This is a genomic window from Thauera sp. ZXT1-4, from assembly GCF_052598215.2.
This window is the reverse complement of sequence record NZ_JBQWSN020000006.1, coordinates 1-19,031: the sequence shown is the minus strand read 5'-3', so window position 1 is coordinate 19,031 and position 19,031 is coordinate 1. Positions and strand designations below refer to the sequence as shown.

16 protein-coding genes are annotated in these 19,031 nt (G+C 67.3%); 8 read left to right on the top strand and 8 right to left on the bottom strand.

Going from position 1 to position 19,031, the window contains the following annotated elements:
• The first annotated feature begins 114 nt into the window (after positions 1–114).
• Entirely contained in the window at positions 115–2,118 is a 2,004-nt protein-coding gene (locus ACUH78_RS06685) for a methyl-accepting chemotaxis protein (protein ID WP_418363927.1), read from the top strand.
• Positions 2,119–2,388: 270 nt separating this feature from the next.
• On the opposite strand, the gene ACUH78_RS06680 is transcribed toward ACUH78_RS06685, so the two are convergent.
• Positions 2,389–3,426, bottom strand: a complete 1,038-nt coding sequence (locus ACUH78_RS06680; RefSeq protein ID WP_510497556.1) for an IS5 family transposase — start codon at positions 3,424–3,426, stop codon at positions 2,389–2,391.
• A gap of 196 nt (positions 3,427–3,622) precedes the next feature.
• Between ACUH78_RS06680 and ACUH78_RS06675 the strand changes: the two genes are divergently transcribed.
• From ACUH78_RS06675 to ACUH78_RS06665, 3 genes are read left to right on the top strand one after another with little or no spacing between them, the layout of a single operon-like run.
• The gene (locus ACUH78_RS06675; protein ID WP_418363928.1) at positions 3,623–4,636 is read left to right on the top strand and encodes a sulfurtransferase; all 1,014 of its coding nucleotides are present in this window, start codon (positions 3,623–3,625) and stop codon (positions 4,634–4,636) included.
• Positions 4,637–4,652: 16 nt separating this feature from the next.
• Complete coding sequence (locus ACUH78_RS06670; protein ID WP_445333112.1) at positions 4,653–5,858, top strand: YeeE/YedE family protein; 1,206 nt, start codon at positions 4,653–4,655, stop codon at positions 5,856–5,858.
• Positions 5,855–6,022 (top strand): hypothetical protein, encoded by a 168-nt coding sequence (locus tag ACUH78_RS06665; protein ID WP_418363930.1) that lies wholly within the window; start codon positions 5,855–5,857, stop codon positions 6,020–6,022. The genes ACUH78_RS06670 and ACUH78_RS06665 overlap by 4 nt, the downstream gene beginning before the upstream one ends.
• A 17-nt stretch (positions 6,023–6,039) precedes the next feature.
• On the opposite strand, the gene ACUH78_RS06660 is transcribed toward ACUH78_RS06665, so the two are convergent.
• Positions 6,040–7,314: an MgtC/SapB family protein gene (locus ACUH78_RS06660; RefSeq protein ID WP_418363931.1), complete on the bottom strand. Its 1,275-nt coding sequence runs from the start codon at positions 7,312–7,314 to the stop codon at positions 6,040–6,042.
• A 130-nt stretch (positions 7,315–7,444) separates the two neighbouring features.
• On the opposite strand from ACUH78_RS06660, the gene ACUH78_RS06655 reads away from it, so the two are divergent.
• Both ACUH78_RS06655 and ACUH78_RS06650 read left to right on the top strand, forming a co-directional pair.
• On the top strand, positions 7,445–8,113 hold the full coding sequence (locus ACUH78_RS06655; RefSeq protein WP_418363932.1) for a response regulator transcription factor: 669 nt from the start codon (positions 7,445–7,447) through the stop codon (positions 8,111–8,113).
• Positions 8,103–9,542: a sensor histidine kinase gene (locus ACUH78_RS06650; RefSeq protein WP_445333113.1), complete on the top strand. Its 1,440-nt coding sequence runs from the start codon at positions 8,103–8,105 to the stop codon at positions 9,540–9,542. Before ACUH78_RS06655 ends, ACUH78_RS06650 begins: the two co-directional genes overlap by 11 nt.
• A gap of 95 nt (positions 9,543–9,637) precedes the next feature.
• Here ACUH78_RS06650 and ACUH78_RS06645 read toward each other — a convergent pair whose 3' ends face one another.
• The 3 genes from ACUH78_RS06645 to ACUH78_RS06635 all read right to left on the bottom strand — a co-directional run bounded on the left by ACUH78_RS06645 (position 9,638) and on the right by ACUH78_RS06635 (position 13,149).
• Positions 9,638–11,362, bottom strand: coding sequence for a cation acetate symporter (locus tag ACUH78_RS06645; RefSeq protein WP_445333114.1), 1,725 nt, complete (start codon positions 11,360–11,362; stop codon positions 9,638–9,640).
• Positions 11,359–11,667, bottom strand: coding sequence for a DUF485 domain-containing protein (locus tag ACUH78_RS06640; protein ID WP_418363935.1), 309 nt, complete (start codon positions 11,665–11,667; stop codon positions 11,359–11,361). The genes ACUH78_RS06645 and ACUH78_RS06640 overlap by 4 nt, the downstream gene beginning before the upstream one ends.
• A 216-nt stretch (positions 11,668–11,883) precedes the next feature.
• On the bottom strand, positions 11,884–13,149 hold the full coding sequence (locus ACUH78_RS06635) for an Eco57I restriction-modification methylase domain-containing protein (protein ID WP_445333115.1): 1,266 nt from the start codon (positions 13,147–13,149) through the stop codon (positions 11,884–11,886).
• A gap of 132 nt (positions 13,150–13,281) precedes the next feature.
• Here ACUH78_RS06635 and cysK point away from each other — a divergent pair, with 132 nt between their 5' ends.
• On the top strand, positions 13,282–14,259 hold the full coding sequence (gene cysK / locus ACUH78_RS06630; protein WP_418363937.1) for a cysteine synthase A: 978 nt from the start codon (positions 13,282–13,284) through the stop codon (positions 14,257–14,259).
• A 7-nt stretch (positions 14,260–14,266) separates the two neighbouring features.
• Positions 14,267–14,635: a DUF488 domain-containing protein gene (locus ACUH78_RS06625; protein ID WP_445333116.1), complete on the top strand. Its 369-nt coding sequence runs from the start codon at positions 14,267–14,269 to the stop codon at positions 14,633–14,635.
• Between the two features lie 6 nt (positions 14,636–14,641).
• Here ACUH78_RS06625 and ACUH78_RS06620 read toward each other — a convergent pair whose 3' ends face one another.
• From ACUH78_RS06620 to ACUH78_RS06610, 3 genes are all read right to left on the bottom strand, one after another.
• Positions 14,642–16,843: an ATP-dependent helicase gene (locus ACUH78_RS06620; RefSeq protein WP_445333117.1), complete on the bottom strand. Its 2,202-nt coding sequence runs from the start codon at positions 16,841–16,843 to the stop codon at positions 14,642–14,644.
• 79 nt (positions 16,844–16,922) lie between these two features.
• Positions 16,923–18,551, bottom strand: a complete 1,629-nt coding sequence (locus tag ACUH78_RS06615) for a sensor domain-containing diguanylate cyclase (RefSeq protein ID WP_445333118.1) — start codon at positions 18,549–18,551, stop codon at positions 16,923–16,925.
• 48 nt (positions 18,552–18,599) lie between these two features.
• On the bottom strand, positions 18,600–19,031 hold a 432-nt coding region (locus tag ACUH78_RS06610), incomplete at its 5' end, for a hypothetical protein (RefSeq protein WP_445333119.1).

The following is a 19,031-nucleotide window of genomic DNA, read 5'->3' as shown; positions in this document are numbered from 1 at the left end:
GCCCACGCTAAAGTCTCGCGCAGCCGTGACGATAACTTGTCGTACCTGATCCAGGCGGCTGAATCGCCGCCCGAAGGATCCGCAGCACCTCACCGCCCGCACCAAGGAACGCAGATGGAACCCGCTACCCACATCCGCCCGTCCCGGGCGATCGCCAGCCGTCTCGGCGTCATCGTTGCCTTGCCGCTGCTCGTCATCATCGTCTTTGCCGTACTGCTGGGGCAGTCGGCCCAGGAGCGTTCGCACTCGGCCGAAACCACCGAGCGCCTGTCGAGGCTCAGCGCCGCGACCAGCGAGCTGATCCACCGCCTGCAGGTCGAGCGCGGTGCCACTGGCGGCTTCATCAGCTCATCGGGACAGCAGTTACGTGATGCCCTGCCTGGCTTCCGGCAGGTGACAGACACGGCAGTCGCACAGTTTCGTAGTCGACACCAGCAGACGATCACGGCAGACACCCCCGCGGCAGAGAAGCTTGTCGCCGACATCGAGGGGCATCTGCAGCAGCTCGCCGAGATCCGCACGCAGGCGCAGCAGCTGAGCATCGGCGCGGGCGAAAGCACCCGCTACTACACCAGCGTCATCAACGCGCTGATCCAGCTCGTGGGCACGGCCGCGCAGTTCAACACCGACCCGGTGATCGGGCAGCACGCCTCGGCGCTCGAAGCGCTCATCCGTGCGAAGGAAGCCGCCGGCCAGGAACGCGCCCTCGGCACTCAGGCCTTCGGCACGGACTGGGTCACCTCGGAGCAGTATCGCGCCATTCAGGAGCGCATCTACCGCCAGCAAGCCTTCTTCGAGATCTTCAACTCGATGGCGGGCACGGATGCCCAAGCGGTCCTGCGTGAGATCGAGGCCTCGCCCGAGCGCGAGGCCGTCGCGCGCATGCGCAACGTAATGAGCGAGCGCCAGGCCTACGGCGAATTCGGGATCCAGGGTGCGGAGTGGTTCGCAACCAGTACCGCCTACATCGACCGCCTCTACCGGCTCGAGCAGCAGGTCTGTGATGAGATCGCCGCAATGGCCGAACAACTGGTCGCGAAGAGCACGCAGACCCTGTCCGTCACCATCGGCCTGTCGGTCATCGCCATCGCCGCCACCTTGCTCATCTCGATCCTGCTCGGGCGCAGCATCAGCCGCCCGCTCACCCAGGCCGTGCAGATCGCGGAGCAGATCGCCAGCGACGAGGACTTCACCCGCCGCGTCCCGGTCGCCGGCGTAGCCGAGGTGCAGCGCACCGCGCAGGCCTTCAATCGCCTCATCGACAGCTTCCGCCAGATCCTGTCCGAAGCCCGCAGTTCCAGCCAAGGGGTGTCGTCCGCAGCCACGGCGATCTCGGCCTCGAGCGCACAGCTCAGCCGCAGCGCAGGCACCCAGGCCGAAGCTGCCGCAACCGTAGCCGCTGCTGCCACCGAGGTTTCGAGCAGCGTCAGCGAGACGGCATCGCGCGCCGCGGTGGCGGCCGAACTCGTCGACAAGGCCTCGGATGAAACGAAGGCAGCGCTGGGCATCATGCAGGAGATGGTCAAGCGCGTCGAAGATGCCGCCGGTCAGGTGCGCGCCTCGCAGGACGATGTCGAGTCCCTCGCCTCGAGCTCCAAGCAGATCGGCGGCATCGTCAGCGCCATCCGCGAAATCGCCGAACAGACCAACCTGCTCGCCCTCAACGCCGCGATCGAGGCCGCGCGCGCTGGGGAGCAGGGCCGCGGTTTCGCCGTGGTCGCGGACGAGGTGCGCAAGCTCGCCGAGCGCACGGCCGCATCCACCCAGGAGATCAGCGGCCTGATCGGTGAGATCCAGCAGCATATCGGCGGTACGGTCACCTCGATGCAGTCCGCGGGCGAGAACGTCAGCGGTAGCCTGGAGCTCGTATCGCGTACCGAGACGGCCCTGCGCAGCATCGGTGACAGTTCGGAGCAGGTTGCGCAGAGCGTGCAGGGCATGGCCGACGCCATCCGCGAGCAGGATCTTGCCATCCAGCAGGTCGCATCCAATGCCGAACGCATTGCCGCGATGACCGAGCAAAACAGCGGCTCGGCGCACGAAAGTGCAAGAACCGCAGAGGAACTCACCCGCGTCGCCACCGCGCTTTCTGGCCTGGTCGAGCGCTTCCGCACCTGAGCGGGGTGAATCTGTGGCCGAGATCCACCGCACGATATCGGGGATCTCGCCGCAGGCCTCTCATCGCTGGACCACCCGCAACAAATAACCAATAGTTCTTTTTAAGGGCACCTCGAATAACGCGAGGTTTTCGTTGAATCCCGCCGCCAAACAATGACAGCGACCGAACTCGGTTCAATTTCTCCGGCAAATCACCGCTTTTCTCTGCGGTGTCGCCCCGTTTTCTCTTCGAATCGCCCGGGAAATCGGCGATTCGGCCCATTTCGGGCGTCAAAAAGCCTCGATTCCGGCCTTCTGGAAGTACACCAGCCGCTTCAGGTTGTAGCAGGCGGCCATCATCGTCATCGCAAAGTTCGCTCGCGCCTGGCCGATCGTGCGGATCAGCTTGCCACCCATCTGATCGATGGCCGCGAACACGTGCTCGACACGGGCGCGCGTCTTGGCGATACGGTGATTACGCCCTTGCTGACACTCAGACAGCGGCTTGTTGCGCGTACCCTTTCTCTGAATCTGGTTCCGGTAACCCTTGTCCTTCAACCAGTCTTCACGCCCCTTGGACGTGTAGCCCCGGTCCGCAAAGACGTCTCGGCTCGTGTTGAGCGTGTAGAACACGTTCTCGAAGTGCTGGCTGTCGTGGGTGCTGGCCGTGCCTGTCTCGATCTTGCGGATGACCTTGTACTTCTTGTCCACGTTGATCGAGAGCTTGTAGCCGAAGTGACTCTTGCCGTGCTTCTTGGTCCAGGTGGCATCGGTGTCTTTCTGGCGCCGTTTGGCCGGTTTCCAGTCGGCCGGCATCGCCCCTTCCTTGACGAGCTTGTTCTCTTCACGGCTGTTGCGTTGCTTGGGCGCGGGCACCAGCGTCGCATCGATGATCTGACCGCCCCGAGCGATGTAGCCGTGCTTGAGCAGTTGGGTCGTGACTCCGTCGAACAGGACCTTCGCGCCGGCTTCGCCGATGCGGTTCTCGAACGTCCACACCGTCGTTCGATCCGGAATATTGATCGCGCTGGCCAACCCGCAGAAGCGCTTGTAGCTCATCCGGTCAAGCAACTGGTACTCCATCTGTTCGTCCGACAGGTTGTACAGCCGCTTCAACACCAGAATGCGTACCATCGTCTCGGTCGGATACGGCGGACGACCGCCTTGCGGACTCACCGGACGCGGCGCCACCCGATCCACTTCCGCCGCCAACGCCCCGAAGTCGATGTACGACTCGATTTCGGCCAGTGGATCTCCGAGCGTGTCGATCTTCTTGCGGTGATGCTCGTCGGCGAACAGGTCGGTCTTGATGGCGGTGCGTTTCTTCATGGCTGGCGGCAGAGAACGAAATCAGGACAATCCAATTTTACCAATCACAGAGGTGCCGAGGTTTTTCGAGGCGCCCTTAAAAGACATCAGAGCACTTCAACGCATTAAGGCTTTCCCGTAGTCTGCGCTCCGTCAACGCGTGCCCTGCCCACATCGGCGGCCCGTGCTTCGAATCGCATTCAAGGAAGGTCCGATCATGCTGAAGAAACTCGCACCCCTCGCGCTCGCACTCGCACTCACCGGCGGCAGCCTCACCCTCACCGCCCCCGCCCTCGCCAACCCGGACCTCGCCCACCCGGCCCACACGGCTGCCGCGACGACGGAGTCGCTCGCCGCCGCGCCTGCCCCGCTCCTGCAACCAGCAGCGCTGAAGGCCCTGCTCGGCGCCCCCGGGGTCCGCGTGCTCGACATCCGCGCCGACAAGGACTACGCTGCGGGCCACATCCCCGGCGCCATCCACACGCCTTACGGCAAGTTCCGCGGGCCGAAGGAGAACCCTGGCCAGCTGCAGTCGGAAGATGCCTTGACCGCATTGCTTCAGGTCGCAGGCATCGACCGCGACACACATGTGGTCGTCGCGCATGCGGGCGCCGACCACACCGACTTCGGCGCGGCCGCGCGCGTCTACTGGACGCTCAAGGTCGGTGGCCTGAGCCGGCTGTCCATTCTCGACGGCGGCACCAAGGCCTGGCAGGCTGCCGGCGGAGCGCTGGAAAGCGCAGTTCCGCAGGTGACGCCCACCCGGTTCGTCTATCGTTACGACCAGGAGCAGATCGTGACCAGCGACGAGCTCGCCGCGGCGCTGCAGTCCGGGAACACCCCCCTGCTCGTTGACGCCCGCCCGGCACGCTTCTTCAGCGGCGAGGCACGGGTAGATGCCGCCGCCCGGTACGGCACCCTCCCCGGGGCCAAGTCGTTCGACAATGCGCAGTTCTTCCCCAAGGGGGGCACCACACTCAAGCCCGCGAGCGAACTCAAGGCGCTGGTCGCCCTGTCCGGTGCGGACGCTGCACCGGCGGTCTCCTTCTGCAACACCGGCCACTGGGCGGCGACCAACTGGTTCGTGATGTCCGAGATCGCCGGCAACAAGTCGGTCAAGCTGTATCCGGCCTCGGTCGTGGAGTGGAGCCAGTCGGAGCGGGCGATGGAGAACCAGCCCTCGCGCGTGACGGCGCTGGTGCAGGACGTCAAGCGCGCGTTCGACAAGTAAGGGCGGGGAGGTTTCGATGCGTTGGATCAACCGCTCCTTCCTGATCGCCGGGGGGCTTGCCGGCGTGCTCGCGGTGACGCTGGCCGCCGGGGTACGCCAGGGGCTGCTCGCCCTGCTCGGCATCGGTTTCGGTGCCGTGCTGCAAGCTACGCGCTTCGGCTTCACCACCGGCTGGCGCGATTACATCGAACGCCGCGACCCGCAGGGCCTGTGGGCGCAGATGCTGCTCATGGTCCTGGCAGCCGCACTGACCCTGCCGCTCATTGCCGGCAGCGGTGGTGAGCTCGTCGGCGCGGTGGCGCCGCTGACCATCAGCCTGGTGCTCGGGGCTTTCCTGTTCGGAGCAGCCATGCAGCTGGCCGACGGCTGCGGCTCCGGCACGCTCTACAAGGCCGGCTCGGGTTCGCCGCTGTCCTTCGTGGTGCTTCCCACCTTTGCCTTCGGCAGCTTCCTCGGCGCGTCCCACCAGCCCGCATGGGTCGAACTGGGCGGCCTGCCAGCGGTCGATCTGCTGGCATTCGGGTGGCCCACTGCGCTCGCGCTGACCACCATCGCCTGCGGCACGGTCGCCTGGTGGGCTGGCCGTGGTGCACGCAAGACGGCACCCGCCTCTGCCACACCTGCCTCTGCCACCTCTCCCGCAAGCGTTGCCGAACAGATCCTGCGCGCAGGTACCGCGAGCTTCGTGCCCGCAAGCTCACCCGCTCGCCCCACGCGCTGGGCGCGACGCTGGTGGCTGGGCGCGCTCTTGCTGGCGGTACTCTACCTGCTGCATCTCGTGGTCGCCGGCCAGCCTTGGGGCATCGTGTATGGCATGGGGGTGTGGGGCGCGAAAGCCATGGCTGCGCTTGGCTGGGACCCTTCCGGCGACGCATTCTGGGGCGCGGCCCCGCATGCACAGCGTCTGGTGGAGCCCATTCTTGCCGATGTGACCTCGGTAACGAACATCGGCCTGATCTATGGCGCGATCGCCGCATCCCGCTGGCGCGGCGCGGCCAGCTTCAGCCTGCCGTCCAGCCGGCGCTTCGCCGCGGCGGCCCTCGCCGGCCTCGTCATGGGCTACAGCGCACGCATGGCTTTCGGCTGCAACGTCGGCGCCTATCTGGGGGGCATCGCGTCGGCCAGCCTGCACGGCTGGGTATGGTTCGCACTCGCCTTCGCAGGATCGATCGTGGGCGTGCGCATTCGCCGTAGCATCAGTGCTCAGGAGGCGTCCGCATGAACAAGACCACGCTCTTTCGCGCCGGCATGGCCCTGTTCTGGCTGCTGGCCCTGGGCCTGCTCATGGTCGATACAGCGACCAGCAGCAGCGTCCGGGTTGAACCCCCTCCGATCGCATTCGGCAGTGGAATGGCCGCGTCGGGCGGGCACTGCTCCGGGCGTTGAGCCCGCGCCCGCGTACCTCAGAGCAGCCCGTTGCTGCCCGCCAGCCACAGCAGCCCACCGAGCAGGCCGACCCCGACCCCGCCCATGCCCACGGCGGCCTTGCGCGCAAGCGCGGGGCCGCCGATCACGGCCGCCATGCCCAGCTTGAACCCAAGGTTGGCAAGCATCGCGATGCCGATCGCCGTCACCGTGACCTCCAGCGCCAGGCGCTCCAGCGCGAAGAGTCGCAGACTGGAAAGGGTGATCGCATCGACGTCGGTCAGGCCCGAGATCAGGGCCAGCACGTAGAGGCCGCGGCTGCCCGCGTAGTCGGACAATGCGGCAGCGGCCAGCAGCACGAGGGCATAGAGCGCGCCAAACCCGAGTGCGGTCTTGAGTTCGGCAGGGTTGGACGTGGAAGGCACGACCGGCTCGCTGCGCTCGAGCATCTGCCGCCAGTGCCAGATCGCAGCCAGCCCGCCGAGCAGAAGCGCCGGAGCGATGATCCGCATCAGCGCCCCCGCCACCGAGGGCGCAACCAGCGTGGCAACGACCCCGACGCGCAACACCATGACGAGGTTGGCCATCACGATCACCAGCGCCGCCATCGCGTTCATGCTTGGCAGCTCGCGCGCCTGGCGCGCATAGAGCACCGTGGTCGCCGTACTCGAAGCCAGCCCTCCGAACACCCCCACAAAGACCGCCCCATAGCGCACCCCGGCCAGTTGCAGCGCGGTATAGCCGGCGAGCCCTACCCCGGCGATCAGCACCACCATCCACCAGATCTGCTTCGGATTGAGCGCGCCATAGGGACCCATCTCCTCGTTCGGCAGAATGGGCAGGATCACCAGCGAGAGCACGCCAAACTGCAGGATCGAGATCCAGTCCCGGCTGTCGAGACGCGTCGCCATGCCACGCAACTGCGCCTTGAAGTACAGCAGTACGGTCGCCCCCACGGCGAGCATCACCGCCTGCTGCGCATGGCCGAGCCATGTCGCCGCCCCCAGCCCGTAGCACAGCACCAGCGCTGCAACCGAGGTGGTGCCCGGATCGGTGGGGTCGGGATGGCGCAGATAGGCGGCGATGATGGTGGCCCCCACGATCAGCAGGCCGGCGACGAAGGGCAGACCGCTGCCGAAGGCTTCCCCGAGCATGGTCATCAACGCGCCCAACAGACCGACCAGGGCAAAGGTGCGCAGGCCGGCGCGTGAGGAGGGCACGCGCTCGCGCTCGAGGCCGATCAGCAGACCGATGCCGGTTGCGATCAGGAAGGCCTCGATCTGGTCGGTATTGGCAGTCAGGAGGTCGGACATGGCGCTCGGGCGGATCGCCGCCGGGTCGATCTGGGTCGGACCATGATACGCGCCGGAGCGCGGTGGGTGCAGCCGTTGCCGCGGCGGGATAGCATTGCGCCCTCGCCCCTGCCCTGCCGAAGAGGACGCCATGCAGTTGCTGCTCATCGAGGACGACCCCACCCTTGCCGAGGGCGTCGCGGAGTTCCTCCGCGGCCAAGGCGACGAGGTCAGCGTCGAGCATGACGGCCTGACCGCAGACCGCCTCCTGCAGGCCGCGCCCTTCGACTTCGTCCTCGCCGACGTCGGCCTGCCCGGGCTGAACGGCTACGAGCTCGTGCGCCGCATGCGCAAACGCGGGCAGCGCATGCCGGTGATCCTCATCACCGCGCGCGATGCGCTCGACGACCGCATCTACGGGCTCGACCTGGGCGCCGACGACTACCTGGTCAAACCCTTCGAGCTGGCCGAGCTGAGTGCGCGCATGCGCGCCGTCCAGCGGCGTGGTGGCAGCGCGGCAGCGCCGGCGGTCGGCTTCGGCCCGCTGGTGCTCGACGTCGAAGGCCGACTGGCCGAGTTGGCCGGCGAGCCGCTCGCCCTCAGCGGGCGGGAGTGGGAGGTGCTCGAAGCCCTGGTACGCGCAGACGGACGCACCGTGCCTAGAGAACGACTGCAGGGCGAAGGCAGCAGCAATGCGCTGGAGGTCTACGTCTCGCGCCTGCGCCCCCGCCTCGAAGCGGCGGGCCTGCTGATCCGCACCGTACGCGGCTTCGGCTACCGGCTGGAGCGCGCCAGGGAGCGTCCCGCCGGTGCAGACTAGCCTTCGCCGCACGCTCTTCAGCAGCCTCGCCGCACCCACCCTCGTGCTCCTCCTCACCGCAGGCGCGGTCGCCTACAGCAGCGCGAGATGGGTGGTCGGCAATGCCTACGACGCCAACCTCCTCAACCTCGCACAGGCCATCGCCACCCATGTACATGCGACACCCGACGGCCTGGCGCTCCGCCTCGCACCCGAGGTGGAAGCTGCCGTGCGCACCGACGCCGTCGACCGCATCTACTTTCGTGTTCGCGAACGGCAGGGGCGCGTGCTCGGCGGCGACGCCGGGTTGCCGCTGCTCGATGACCTCGACGCGCTCTCCAGCCTGCCGATCCCCTACACGCCGGTCGGCAGGGAACCCACCTACCCCATACTACCCACCGTACCCGCCGCACGCCCCGTCTTTCGCGACCTGACCCACGCCGGTCAGCCCATCCGCGCGGTCCGGCTGTACCGCAGCCAAGGCTCCGCCGGTTTCTACGTCACGGTGGCGGAAACCCTCGGCAAGCGCGACGAGGCCATGGGCCGGCTGGTCGCCGGGTTTTCGTGGGCAGCGCTGCTGCTGCTGATCGCCGCTGGCGTGGCGGCACGCTTCGGCATCCCCAGCGGCCTCGCGCCGCTCGCGCGCCTCGAGCGCTCGCTGCGCGCCCGCTCGGGCACGGACCTGTCACCCATCGACCCGGCCGGCGTGCCACAGGAAGTACGCGAGGTGATCGGCGCGCTCAATGGCCTGCTCGACCGCCTGCGTGCCGCCAACGCACAGCAGCGCAGCTTCCTGCAGGATGCCGCGCACCAGCTGCGCACCCCGCTCGCCGGCCTGCAGGTTCAGCTCGAGCTGCTCGAGTCACGCCCAGCGGACGCGGCAGCGCGCGCCCGCCTGCGGCACTCGGTTGCCCGCATCACCCGGCTCGCCAACCAGCTGCTCGCACTCGCGCGCGCCGAGGCGGGAGAGCGCCTGATGGCCGACGCCACCGAGGTCGATCTCGCCGCGTTGATCGATGCGATGGTCGAGGACTGGGTGGAGCGCGCCGACGCACGCCAGATCGACCTTGGGATCGAGCGCGAACCGGTACGCATCGCCGGAGACCCGACCTTGCTTCAGGAGCTGATCGCCAACCTCATGGACAATGCGCTGAAGTACGGGCGCACGCACGGTACCGTCAGCCTGCGCTGCGCGCGCGCAGGGGAATCGGTACTGATCGAGGTCTGTGACGATGGACCGGGCATTCCGCCCGTCGTGCGCGAACAGGTTTTCGAGCGCTTCTACCGCCATGCCGGTACCGCTGCAGCCACCGGCAGCGGGCTGGGTCTGTCGATCGCGCGCGAGATCGTCCATAGCCATGGTGGCCGCATCGACATCGACGACGGACCCCAGGACTGCGGCACCTGCGTGCGCGTCCGGCTCCCGCCCCATCCGCGGCCCGCCCCCTGAAAAGACCGCGGGGCGGCGGGCCTGCGCCCACCGCCCCGCGGTCGAATCACCCGGCCGGTCGCCCCCGCGCGAGAGCGATCGACCCAGCCTGCGGCTTAGTGCGACGAGGCTGCCGCGGCGCCGATGCCGGTCTCCGAACGCACCTTCTGCGCGAGGTACCCCGCGCGGTCAGCCTTGGCCCGCGCGCTGTTGTCGAGGATGGAGAACAGCCAGATGCCGATGAAGCCTGCCGCCATCGAGAACAGCGCCGGCGACGCGTAGGGGAACAGCGCCGAACCCTTCGGGTTGCCGAGCGTGGCCTCCCACACCGAGGGCGATACGATGGTCAGCGCCACCGCGGTGATCAGGCCGAGGAAACCGCCGATGGTCGCACCGCGCGTGGTGCAATCCTTCCACAACACCGACATGAACAGCACCGGGAAGTTGGCCGAGGCCGCGATCGCGAAGGCGAGCGACACCATGAAGGCGATGTTCTGCTTCTCGAACGCGATACCCAGGATGACCGCGATGAAGCCCAGCACCAGCGTGGTGATGCGCGAAACCTTCAGCTCGGACGCCGAGTCGGCGTTGCCCTTCTTGAATACCGTGGCGTACAGGTCGTGCGACACCGCCGAGGCACCCGAAAGGGTCAGGCCGGCCACCACCGCAAGGATGGTCGCGAACGCCACCGCGGAGATGAAGCCGAGGAAGATGTTGCCGCCCACCGCATTGGCAAGGTGGATCGCAGCCATGTTGCCGCCGCCGATCAGACCACCCTTGCCATCCAGGAAGTCCGGATTGGTCGACACCAGCACGATCGCGCCGAAGCCGATGATGAAGGTGAGAATGTAGAAGTAGCCGATCCAGGTGGTTGCCCAGAACACCGACTTGCGCGCCTCCTTGGCATCCGGCACGGTGAAGAAGCGCATCAGCACGTGCGGCAGGCCCGCCGTGCCGAACATAAGCGCCATGCCGAACGAGATCGCCGAGACCGGATCCTTGATGAAGGAGCCCGGGCCCATGATCGCCTGGCCCATGGTGGCCGCTTCTTCCGCACTCTTGCCGCCGGCGATCGCGGTTTCCACCTTGATGCGCACCGCATCGGCAAACATCGCCTCAGGGGAAAAGCCATAGGCGAGCAGCACCATGAAGGCCATGAAGCTCGCGCCGGCAAGCAGCAGGCAAGCCTTGATGATCTGCACCCAGGTGGTCGCGGTCATGCCGCCGAACAGCACATAGACCATCATCAGCGCACCGACGATGACCACCGCCATCCAGTATTCCAGACCGAACAGCAGCTTGATCAGCTGGCCCGCACCGACCATCTGCGCGATCAGGTAGAAGGCCACCACGACCAGGGTGCCCGAGGCCGCGAAGGCGCGGATCGGGGTCTGCTGGAAGCGGTAGGCCGCCACGTCGGCGAAGGTGAACTTGCCGAGGTTGCGCAGGCGCTCGGCCATCAGGAAGGTGATCACCGGCCAGCCGACCAGGAAGCCGATCGAGTAGATCAGGCCGTCGTAGCCGTTCATCATCACCGCGGCCGAGATGCCGAGGAAGGAGGCCGCCGACATGTAGTCGCCGGCAATCGCCAGGCCGTTCTGGAAGCCGGTGATGCCGCCGCCGGCAGTGTAGAAGTCGGACGCCGACTTGGTCTTGGAGGCCGCCCACTTGGTGATGTACAGCGTGCCGAGGACGAACAAACCAAACATCATGATCGCCGTCCAGTTGGTCGCCTGCTTCTCGGCCTGGCCGAGATCGCCGCCCGCGGCGAACACGACTGCGGGCGCAAGTGCGAACGCAAACGCAAACGCAGCTCCGAGCTTCAGAAGGGTCGTGATCATTTGCCCACCTCCTCGACGATCTCGCGGGTCAGGCGGTCGAATTCGGAGTTCGCGCGCCGCACGTAGAAGCCGGTGATGAGGATGGTGAAGAAGATCACCCCGAGGCCGACCGGGATGCCGACCGTCATCACGCCATCGCCCAGGCGGGCGGCGAGCATCTCCTTGTCGAAGGCGATGACTGCGATGTAGCCGTAGTAGACCACCATCATGATCGCGGTGAGGATCCAGCCGAAGCTGGAGCGCGTGCGTACCAAGCGCTGGTACTTGGGGTTTGCGGCGATTCGTATCGCCATGTCGTCCTTCATCTCTCCCTCCTCCGTAACGGTCCGGACGCTCGTCCGGCTGCCGGCAAGGTAGGCCGAGAGGCTTACATTCTGCTTACTCGCTCATAAAAAACTCTTTTATTTACAGATACTTAACGAATTCTTAAAGAATGCTTAAGCCATCTCCCCGACAAGCGACGAAGACAGGCCGATCGCCGGAAAACGGCCCGCTCCGGCCCGACCTGCACATGGGCAAGCTCAAGGCCCGGGCAGGAAGCGCACGAACTCCGCCGGCAGCGGTGCGTTCTCCAGGCTGCGCTGGGCAAACAGGAAGCGGCCGTCACAGACAAAACCGAGATCGCCCCAATCGACTGCGTTGAGCGCATCGCGGAAGGCCTCGATGTCGACATCCGCGCGACGCGGAAAGACCGCCATCACCGCACCGTCGTAGTCCCTGCACGGATGCACGAAGAAGGGCTTGGCAACGCGCGTCTTGCCATTCACGTACACCCGCGGCTGCGTGCTGCGGTAGTGCAGCCTGCCCCACATCCACCAGTTCGACTCGTCGAACTTCGTCACCTTGCGCTGCAACAGGCGCGCCTGGTGCGGCAGCAGCGCCTGGGGCGGTGGCTCGCCGGGCTCGGAAAAGATCATGCGCCGCGTCTGGCCGGTGCGGACGGTGTGCGAGCACACGAACTCGCGGTTGCCCTGCAGCGGGCTGGTGTAGAGCTCGTCCGCCCCGGACACCGCACCCACCTTGACGAAGGCCACGTCCGACAGCCGCAGCGGATAGTCGCCACGCGCGAACATCAGGTGGCCGGCGCATTCGATGAAGTGGCGCGTGTCCCAGCCGGGTGCGGCGAGCGCGGCAGCCAGATCATCGCCCGCGCCAATCTCGCAATGATTCAGGCTGCGCTCGGCACAGCCCTTCTCGAAGCGCCATATCAGGCAGTTCGGCACGGCATCGGGGAACACGCGCGCGTCGCCGAGCTCGATCGCGTCGGTGATCGAGCCCGCCTCGAACAGCAGACGGTTGAGCTTCACCGCCGAAGTCGCCTTGAGGAAGTCGCGCGGCGTGATGAAGATCAGCTCGCCACCGGGCTTGAGGTGGCGCAGGCACTTGTCGATGAAGAACAGGTAGAGATTGGCGCGCTTGTCCAGGCACGCGCCGTAGCCGCCCCGCGCAATCAGGGCCCGGGTGGCAGCCGGGATGTCCTGACATCGCACATAGGGCGGATTGCCGATGATGGTGTCGAACTGCTCGTGATCGGGGTAGGCGAAGAAGTCGATCGCCTGCGCGCCGGGCGGGCAGTGGTCGGGGTCGAGTTCGAGCCCCACGGCCCCCGGGAGATGGCGGAGGAAGGCGCCATCGCCGCATGAGGGCTCGAGCACGCGGCCGTGGTTGCGGCGCAGCGCGAGCATCGCGCGCACCACCGGCTCGGGCGTGAAGACCTGCCCAAGCGCGGCGACATCGCGCAGGCCGAGGGCAAGCTGGGCGGCGGGGAGCGAAGTGGGTGTCTGCATGGGCGGCGATGTTACCAAGCCAGCGGACGCCCCGGGCGAGGACCCACGCACTTGCCTATACTTCCGCTACCGGCGCAGGAGCGAAAGCGCCCCTCCGCGTTGAACGACAACTCCACACCACAAGGAACCCGCATGTCCCACTGGTACCCCGACAACACCGAATCCATCGGCCACACCCCGCTCGTCCGTCTCAACCGCGTCACCGACGGTGCCCAGGCCACCGTGCTCGCCAAGATCGAGGGCCGCAACCCGGCCTTCTCGGTGAAGTGCCGCATCGGCACCTCAATGGTGAAGGATGCCGAAGCCCACGGCCGTCTAGGCCCGGGCAAGGAGATTGTCGAGCCAACCAGCGGCAACACCGGCATCGCGCTCGCCTTCGTGTGCGCAGCGCGCGGCATCCCGCTCACGCTGACGATGCCCGAGACCATGAGCGTCGAGCGCCGCAAGCTGCTGGTGGCCTATGGCGCCAAGCTGGTACTGACCGAAGGCGCCAAGGGCATGAACGGGGCGATCGCGAAGGCGCAGGAGATCGTCGCCTCCGACCCGGATCGCTACGTGCTGCTGCAGCAGTTCGAGAACCCGGCCAATCCGGCGATCCACGAGGTCACCACCGGCCCGGAGATCTGGAACGACACCGACGGCGCGATCGACATCCTGGTCTCGGGCGTCGGCACCGGCGGCACCATCACCGGCATCTCGCGCTACATCAAGCGCGTGCGCGGCAAGGCGATCCAGTCGATCGCAGTGGAACCCGCCGCCAGTCCGGTGATCAGCCAGACCCTGGCCGGCCAGCCGCTCACCCCTGCGCCGCACAAGATCCAGGGCCTGGGCGCCGGCTTCGTGCCCAAGGTGCTGGACCTGTCGCTGGTCGATGGCGTGGAGCAGGTGACGAACGAGGACGCGGTGCTCTACGCACGACGACTGGCGCGCGAGGAAGGCATCCTCGCCGGCATCTCCTGCGGCGCAGCCACTGCGGCTGCGGTTCGCCTGGCACAGCGGCCAGAGAACGCGGGCAAGACCATCGTGGTGATCCTGCCGGATTCGGGCGAGCGCTATCTGAGCTCGATCCTGTTCGAGGGAATGTTCGACGAGAAGGGCTTGGCGATCTGACGAGGCCATGACGATCCGCGTGCGCCGTGCCTACGACCCGACCGCAGCCGGGGACGGCTGCCGCGTGCTCGTCGACCGCCTCTGGCCACGCGGGTTGGCGCGTGACGAGGCGCAGATCGACCACTGGCTGCGCGAGCTCGCACCCTCGAACGAACTGCGTCGATGGTTCGCACACGACGCTGAGCGCTGGGATGCATTTTGCCAGCGCTATGCCGAGGAACTACAGTCGCCCTCGACCAGCGTGGCACTCGCCGAACTGCGCCAGCTCATCACCACGCAGCCAACCGTCACCCTTCTATACGGCGCGCGCGACGCGGAACACAACAATGCCCAAGCCCTCCGCCTGTGGCTGCAGGCGCACGACAGCGCACGCTGAAAGTCTTCAGCGCCACATGTCCCGCATCTTCGCTGCGAGGTCGATCGCCGCCTGGCGCGATGCGGGCGAGCCCTGCAGCTCCGGCGGCGGAGGCGGCCAGCTGATCTGCTCGAAGTGTCCGAGCAGGCGGTTGGGGATGAAGCGGGTGCGTCCCGCATACACGTGGCGGTCGCCCATGCCCATCTGCTGGGTGACGTAGAAACGCTGCGGCACGATCAGGTCGAGGCTGTCCTTCGCCCGCGTCATCGCCACGTACAGCAGGCGGCGCTCCTCCTCGATCTCGGCGCTGTTGCGGGTGGCGACGTCGGACGGGATGCAGCCGTCGACCACGTTGAGCACGCTCACCGCGTTCCACTCCTGGCCCTTGGCCGAATGCATCGTGGACAGGATCAGGTAGTCCTCGTCGAGCAGCGGCATGCCGGCCTCGCCGCTGGTGGCGCTGGGCGGGTCAAGGGTGAGCTCGGTGAGGAAGCGCTGGCGGCTCGGGCTGGTGGCGGCGATGCGGGCGAGTTGCTGGATGTCGAGCACACGCAGCGCAAAGTCGTCGTACAGGCGCGGCATCTGGGCCTCGTACCAGCGGCAGGCGAGTTCGAAGTCGACCGGCCAGGCGGGGCGGCCGCTGGCAAACCTGCCGCCCGCCTCGTGCGCACGCGGCTCGGCCAAAGCCGCCGAGGCAGCGGCCGGGTCGGCAGCGTCGACACGTCCTGCAAGGCGGTCGATCAAGGCCGCAAACGCCTGCCAGCCTGCGCGTGCCGCCTCGGGCACCGGCTGCTCGGCGAGCAGCGCGCAGCCCTCGGGCGCGGCGCAGACGTTGTCGAGCACCCGGCCAGCGGTCCTGGGGCCGATGCCGGCGAGCAGCTGGATGGCGCGGAAGCCCGAGATGCGGTCGCGCGGGTTTTCGGCCCAGCGCAGCAGCGCAAGCACATCCTTGACGTGAGCGGCCTCCAGGAACTTGAGCCCGCCGAACTTCACGAACGGGATATTGCGCCGGGTGAGCTCCATCTCCAGACGCGCGCTGTGCGCCGAGGCGCGGAACAGCACTGCCTGCTGCTTGAGCTTCAGCCCCTCCTCGCGCCGCGCCAGCAAGGTGTCGACGACGAAGGCCGCCTGGTCGGCGTCGTCCTTGACCGACACCAGGCGCGGGCGCTGGGTGGATGCGCGATCGGACCACAGGTTCTTGGTGAAGCGCTCCGCGGCAAGCGCGATCACCGCATTGGCGGCTTCCAGGATCGGCTTGGTGGAGCGGTAGTTCTGCTCCAGCGTCACCACCCTCGCCGGCGGGTCGAACGCGGCGGGAAAATCTAGGATGTTGCGCACGGTGGCACCGCGGAAGGCGTAGATCGACTGTGCGTCGTCGCCGACCACGGTCAGGCCGCGGCCATCGGGCTTCATCGCGAGCAGGATCGACGCCTGCAGGTGGTTGGTGTCCTGGTATTCGTCGACCAGCACATGATCGAACAAGCCGCCGATCTCGGCCCCAAGCGTGGGCTCGGCCACCATCTGCGCCCAGTACAGCAGCAGGTCGTCGTAATCGAGCACCTGCTGCGCCTGCTTGGCTTCGACGTAGGCGCGGAACAGGCGCTTGAGCGCATCCTCCCACGCCGCGCACCACGGGAAGCTCGCCTGCAGCACCTCGGCCAGCGGCGCCTGCGTGTTGACCGCCGCCGAGTAGATCGCCAGGCAGGTGCCCTTCTGCGGAAAACGCTGTTTGGTCGCCGACAGGCCCAGTTCGTGGCGCGCCAGGTTCATCAGGTCGGCGGAATCTTCACGGTCGTGGATGGTGAAACCGGGGTCGACTCCGATGCGCCCGGCGTAGTCGCGCAACAGGCGCGCGCCGAGGGCGTGGAAGGTGCCGGACCAGTGCAGTTGGGCCTGCGCCGGGCCAGGCCGGCCAGCCGACATCTCTGCCAGGATGCGCCGCACCCGACGCCCCATCTCGTCAGCCGCGCGACGCGAGAAGGTGAGCAGCAGGATGCGGCCCGGATCGGCACCGTGGGCGATGAGGTGCGCGACACGGTGGGCCAGCGTGTTGGTCTTGCCTGAGCCGGCGCCAGCAATCACCAACAGCGGCGGCGGAGGGTCCCCACCCGCCCCGCCACCCAGACCATGCAGAACGGCTTCACGCTGGGCCGCATTGAGCGCAGCGAGCGGATCGTCAGGATTTCCGGCAGCAGAAACTCGATCGGAAGAGCGGGTGGCAGCAAGCATGCCTGTGATTGTATTCAGTCCTGCATTGCTTCGGTAGCGCTCTTTCCATGCACGCGGTGCCCCACGTCCGCCCCTGCGCTCAGGCCTGTGCCGGCTTTGCGCCGCCATCGCAGCACACGCACCCCCTTCCAGCCTGCTTGGCCTCGTACATCCACCGGTCCGCATCCCGGATCAGCGCTTCCAGGTCGGGATGCTCCGCACGTTCTGCAACCCCCACGCTGGCACTCAACGGCAGGTGCCGCCCATCATGCACCACCTCGGCGGTGCGAATGGCCTCCAGCAGACGCAGACCGCTTGCCCTGGCCTGCCCCAACCCGGTGTCTGGCAGCAGCACCACGAACTCCTCACCGCCCCAGCGCGCGATGAGATCGGCTGCCCGGCACCCCTGCTCGAGCGTGCGCGCAACCGCGACCAGGGCCGCATCGCCTGCCGCATGCCCGAAGCGGTCATTGAGCACCTTGAAGTGGTCCAGATCGAGCACGATCACGGACAGGGGCGATCCACGCGTCAGCGCCGTCTGCCAGGCCTGGGCAGCCTCCACAGCGAAAGCACGGCGGTTACGCAGTCCGGTGAGCGGGTCAGTGGAAGCGAGATACTCCGCACGCAGGCGCTCACCGCGCAGCCTGCGCATGCGATAGGCCAGCGCAAGCGTCAACACCGTGCCATCCACGGCAATCCCGATCTCCGCCGCGTGCAGGGCCCACGGCGAATAAGGCAAGCCTTGCCATACCGCCAGGGTGGTAGTCGCCGTGCCTGCCATCGCGATCAGCGCGCCGGCAAGGAAATAGGGCGCCGCGATGCGGTCATGCCGGACGCTGACCACGCCGATCCAGGCCATCGCCACCGCAAAGGCCAGCGTGAACACGAAGGCTAGCACCCCCGCTGCCGCCTGCAGTTCGAACACGACGCACAGGGCCATCGCCGACGACCCCCCGAAAACAAGAGCGCGGGCGAGCCGGTACAGGCCTGGCAGGCTACTCGCCAGCCCCAGAAAGCTACTTGCGAAACGCAGGCCCATGCAGCTGAAAAGCACCATCATCGCCAGGATCACGTAGCGCTGCACCACGGGCTGTTCCGGCCACAGCCAGATCTGGCCGTGCCCGGAATAGGCGATGCTGAGCAGCGCGAAACTCCCCACATAGAGCACGTAGTCGAGCTGGCTGCGATCGCGCAGGCCCAGGAAGAGCATCAGGTTGTAGACCAGAAGCGCCAACAGGTAGCCGTACAGCAGCCCATAGCCATAGTCGTGTGCGCGCAGCATCTGCCGTGCCTCGGCGGGCTCGAGCAGCCTCAGCGGCAGCACTAGGGGGTCGGCCGAGGCCGCACGCACAAGGATCTCCGTCACCCCCGGAGAAAAATCGTGCTCGATCCGATAGCCCACGCTGCCCACTGGAGCCTGCAAGCCGCGCTCGCCATCGCCGGCCGCCACCTGCAGGACCACCCGCCCTTCCCGCAAGATGAAGACATCCAGCCGATCGGTCCAGGGCGCCCCGAAGAACAATTGTCGCGCTTGCACCACCGCATTGCGGTTCTCCAGCGCGAGATGCAGCCACACCGGTGCTGCGCCGATCCCGAACTTCGGCACCGCAGCATCCGCCGCGACGAAGCGCCCCTCGCGCTGCGCCGCCAGCGCTTCCTCCACGCTCATCACCGATGCCTGCTCCAGCAGCAGGCTGGCATGGCGCCCGACCGGCCCTCCCCCGAGCACATCGGTAACCGTCCGAGCAACCCCGCCCCCCCGGCGGAGCCGGCGACTTCAGAGATCGACGACGTGCCTGAGCAGCCCGAATGACACGCGCCAGCCAGGCTCGTTTTCGCAGTCGACGCTGGCTGTCTTCTGGTTGATGCGCACGATGGTGCCGATGCGCGTTTGCAGGTGGCGGTCCTCGAAGCTGACGCGGTCGCCGACGCGGAAGTCCTCTCGGCTGGGGCGTTGGGTGGGCTTGGCTGTGGGCACCTGAGGCGCGGCGCGGCTGTCGGCGGGGAGCTCGATCGCCGCGTAGGGCAGCGTCCAGGTCGCGCGGGTGGCGTCGTCCTGCACCGTGACTTGAGTGTCCTTCATCGCCACCACGGTGCCGCTGCGCAGTTGCAGCGCAGCGCCCGGCGCTTTCCCGTCCACGAAACGCACCCGTTGTCCCAGGTGCAGATGCAGCCGGATCTGCACGATTCGCGACGGGTCCGACATCAG

Coding starts and splice junctions, on each gene's coding strand:
- ACUH78_RS06685 (WP_418363927.1), top strand. CDS start 115: ATGGAACCCGCTACCCACATCCGCCCGTCCCGGGCGATCGCCAGCCGT.
- ACUH78_RS06680 (WP_510497556.1), bottom strand. CDS start 3,426: ATGAAGAAACGCACCGCCATCAAGACCGACCTGTTCGCCGACGAGCAT.
- ACUH78_RS06675 (WP_418363928.1), top strand. CDS start 3,623: ATGCTGAAGAAACTCGCACCCCTCGCGCTCGCACTCGCACTCACCGGC.
- ACUH78_RS06670 (WP_445333112.1), top strand. CDS start 4,653: ATGCGTTGGATCAACCGCTCCTTCCTGATCGCCGGGGGGCTTGCCGGC.
- ACUH78_RS06665 (WP_418363930.1), top strand. CDS start 5,855: ATGAACAAGACCACGCTCTTTCGCGCCGGCATGGCCCTGTTCTGGCTG.
- ACUH78_RS06660 (WP_418363931.1), bottom strand. CDS start 7,314: ATGTCCGACCTCCTGACTGCCAATACCGACCAGATCGAGGCCTTCCTG.
- ACUH78_RS06655 (WP_418363932.1), top strand. CDS start 7,445: ATGCAGTTGCTGCTCATCGAGGACGACCCCACCCTTGCCGAGGGCGTC.
- ACUH78_RS06645 (WP_445333114.1), bottom strand. CDS start 11,362: ATGATCACGACCCTTCTGAAGCTCGGAGCTGCGTTTGCGTTTGCGTTC.
- ACUH78_RS06640 (WP_418363935.1), bottom strand. CDS start 11,667: ATGAAGGACGACATGGCGATACGAATCGCCGCAAACCCCAAGTACCAG.
- ACUH78_RS06635 (WP_445333115.1), bottom strand. CDS start 13,149: ATGCAGACACCCACTTCGCTCCCCGCCGCCCAGCTTGCCCTCGGCCTG.
- cysK (WP_418363937.1), top strand. CDS start 13,282: ATGTCCCACTGGTACCCCGACAACACCGAATCCATCGGCCACACCCCG.
- ACUH78_RS06625 (WP_445333116.1), top strand. CDS start 14,267: ATGACGATCCGCGTGCGCCGTGCCTACGACCCGACCGCAGCCGGGGAC.
- ACUH78_RS06620 (WP_445333117.1), bottom strand. CDS start 16,843: ATGCTTGCTGCCACCCGCTCTTCCGATCGAGTTTCTGCTGCCGGAAAT.